We start from the raw sequence: 1,413 nt of genomic DNA, 5'->3' as shown, positions 1-1,413 counted from the left end.
ACGTGATAAAAGAGACAGCGCACGTAAGCAGATTGCTGAGGGTATCGACCCTTGTGAACAGAAACGGATAAAGAAAGCTTTACCAGATGCTTCACAAAGCTTTGAAGCCATTGCCGGACTTTGGCATAAAAGCAACAAAACCTGGTCAGAATCCCACAGGGAAAAAACCTGGAAAAGCCTTCAGACCCATGTTTTCCCTTACATTGGTTCACGGGATATTACATCACTGAAAACACCTGATTTACTCATTCCGGTTAAAGCTGCTGAAGCAAAAGAGATTTATGAAGTAGCAGCCCGCCTTCAACAACGAATCTCCGCTATCATGCGATATGCCGCCCAGTCCGGGATCATTGATTATAATCCCGCTACCGATATGGCGGGGGCGCTGGCCACAGTTAAACGGCAGCACAGACCTGCATTGCCATTGAGTCGGATATCTGAGTTACTGGAACGTCTTGATACTTACCGGGGACAAATCATGACCAGACTGGCAACACAGCTTTCTTTGCTGATATTTATCCGCTCCAGTGAATTTCGCTTTGCCCGCTGGCCAGAGATAAATTTTGAGAAAGCTATGTGGACTATCCCTCCGGAACGAAAATCGATTGAAGGTGTAAAATTCTCTCATCGTGGCTCAAAAATGCGTACAGAGCACCTGGTACCACTTTCAACTCAGGCACTGGATATCCTGCGGGTGATTCACACTATCAGCGGTGAGCATGAATTAATTTTCACGGGTGATCACAATCCCTGGAAACCAATGAGTGAAAATACGGTAAATAATGCATTACGACTTATGGGATATGATACGAAAATTGATGTTTGTGGTCACGGCTTCAGAGCTATGGCCTGCAGTTCATTAATCGAATCAGGATTATGGTCAAGAGATGCTGTAGAACGTCAGATGAGCCATCAGGAACGTAATGGCGTACGTGCAGCTTATATTCACAAGGCGGAGTTTCTTGAAGAACGCAGGCTAATGCTGCAATGGTGGGCTGATTTTCTAGATGCTAACAGAGAACAAACTATTTCACCTTTTGATTATGCAAAAGTGAATAACCCAATGGATATTAATATGCAAAACTAATTTGTAGTGCGTACAGGTTTTCACCGCATAATAAGCAAAATTTTGCATGAGAAAGGATATAACTCGGCATGGATTGAGACTCAGCTTGCACATATCGATAAGAACGCGATCCGTGGTACGTATAATCATGCTCAGTATATGGATGGGCGAAGAGAAATGATGCAGTGGTATGCAGACTACATGGATGAATTGGAGGGTGGCTTGGATAATGTTGTTAATGTGAATTTTAAGTAATATTAAATAGCCATCTTTACGCCAAGACGTAAAGATGGCTATTGCGAGTGTTTTATTTTTTTATACATATAAAATAGGTAAAGCATCTAAGC

General features: G+C 42.7%; 1 protein-coding gene and 1 pseudogene. Both read left to right on the top strand.

The features are described 5' to 3' along the window. On the top strand, positions 1–1,087 hold a 1,087-nt coding region (locus tag GN208_RS17745), incomplete at its 5' end, for a tyrosine-type recombinase/integrase (protein WP_243828513.1). 30 nt (positions 1,088–1,117) lie between these two features. Continuing rightward, a pseudogene (locus GN208_RS17740) lies at positions 1,118–1,321 on the top strand (integrase); the annotation flags it as partial. Between the last annotated feature and the right edge of the window lie 92 nt (positions 1,322–1,413).

Source organism: Morganella sp. HSTU-ASny43, assembly GCF_022819185.1.
GTDB lineage: Bacteria > Pseudomonadota > Gammaproteobacteria > Enterobacterales > Enterobacteriaceae > Morganella > Morganella morganii.
This window is presented reverse-complemented; position numbering and strand designations above follow the sequence as displayed.